Here is a 1,881-nt window from a genome sequence, read left to right on the forward strand (position 1 = left end):
AACACCGCCGACGCAGCAGGCAACGCCAGCCACGCCACACACGCAGGCGGCAACACCGCCGACGCAGCAGGCAACGCCAGCCACGCCTCGCACGGTGGCGGGGATGTCAAGGATTCGGCTCTTCCGCCCACTGAACCGGGCCACCGCTCGAACGGTGTATCCAGTGCCGCTCAACCCGCGACTACGCCTCACGCGCCCGCCGCTGGCGATGCCAGCGGTCACGCGGCTCCCGCGGCGCCTGCCCCCAGCGCGTCTCACGGTGCTCACAACAATGCGTTTATGAATGCGGATACCGGTGGTGCCACTCACGGTGCGGGTAACGCTGCTGCCCCGGGCACGTCAGGCCACACCGGCGCGCCCGCGTCCGGTACACATGGTGCACCCGCTACCGGCGCACAGGGTGCCCCCGCTACCGGCGCACCTGCGACTGGTACTCATGGCGCACCCGCTACCGGCGCACCTGCAACTGGCACTCATGGCGCACCCGCTACCGGCGCACCCGCGGCTGGCACTCATGGCGCACCCGCTACCGGAGCGCCTGCAACTGGCACTCATGGCGCCCCGGCAACTGGCGCTCCTGCCACCGGCGCTCCGGCTGCTGGCTCGCACGGTGGGGCTTCTGGCCACGGTGCTGCTGGCGGCTCGCCCGCTGCTCCCGTGCGCAACAACGGTGTGGGTGAGCGCGGTGCACCGGCTGAGGCTATTGCGCAGAAGAAGCCCGCTGATCCTGACAAGATATTCACCCGTTCGGGCAACGATTTCGGCACCCCGGCGAACAAGATCGATACGCACGCTGGCGGCAACCAGAAGAGCTTGGATCATGTGGATGTCAAGCCCGGTGATTCCGACAAGGTTCCCAACGGCCAGTACCATCCTGTCGAAACCGCAGGTGGTCCTCACCGCGGCGGCACCGACGGAGCTCCGAAGGGTGACGCCTTCGAACCGCAACCCGCTGTTGCGGGCGGCGGGAAGCCTCCGCAGAAGTCCAACAGTTCGTGGGACTCCGATGGCTTCTCTACGAACCGGGACGATTACGATCTTTTCGGCGTTGAGAACAGGAAGGACTCTTCCTACCTGGATTACAGCTCGACCCACGCTAACGGTGAGACGCGCGGTGCCGATGAGCTTGTCGGCGCGGGCGTTGGTCGTAACGAGGCCAGCGTGGGCGCTCAGGGATCCTACGAGCGCGCTGGCGCCTTCGGTGGCAGCGATCCGAGCCGTGTCAGCCACGGAGCGGACGGCTTCGGCGGTACCGCCGATTTCGGAGCGAACGCAGGACATGCAGGTCACGGCGCACACGGCGTCAGTAATTCCGCTGATGTCAGTGGCGGCGTAGGCGACGCGTCGCGTGGCACGCACGCTGCTGGTGCCCCCACGGGCCAGGGCGGCGGCCATGTTGGCGCTGATACTGGCACCCACGGTGGTTCGTCGGCCCCTGCGCAGGGGCCGCACCGTGCCGATCCGGGCATGTCCACCGGTGATACGCACGGCGTTTCGCGCGCTGATTCCACCCCCGGCCACGGCGACATCCCCCGGGCAGGACATGGTGGAGACGGCGCCCCCGACGCGCCTACCACACCCAAGAAGGACACTCCTGCCGGGGACTCCCTGGGTGGCGACAAGCAGCCGCATAGCGGAAAGCATGCAGCCGACACGCCTGCCACCCACGCGGATGAGGTCGCCGACGCCAGGAAGGCTGGCCACGACTCCGGCGACGCAAATGGCTCCGGTAAGGCCGATGCCGACGCTCAGCATGGGCACGATTCCGGTGAGCACGCGGACGCTGACCCCAAGGCGAAGGACCACTCCGCCAACGGCAAGGCCGACGACCAAGGCGAAGGACCACTCCGCCAACGGCAAGGCCGACGACACCGCTGACTC

The 1,881-nt window shown here is 68.1% G+C and carries 1 pseudogene; it reads left to right on the forward strand.

The annotated features are described in order from the left end of the window. Positions 1-1,878 (forward strand): annotated as a pseudogene (locus HMPREF1478_RS01000) (hypothetical protein); the annotation flags it as partial. Between the last annotated feature and the right edge of the window lie 3 nt (positions 1,879-1,881).

It is taken from the genome of Actinomyces sp. HPA0247 (assembly GCA_000411415.1).
GTDB lineage: Bacteria > Actinomycetota > Actinomycetes > Actinomycetales > Actinomycetaceae > Pauljensenia.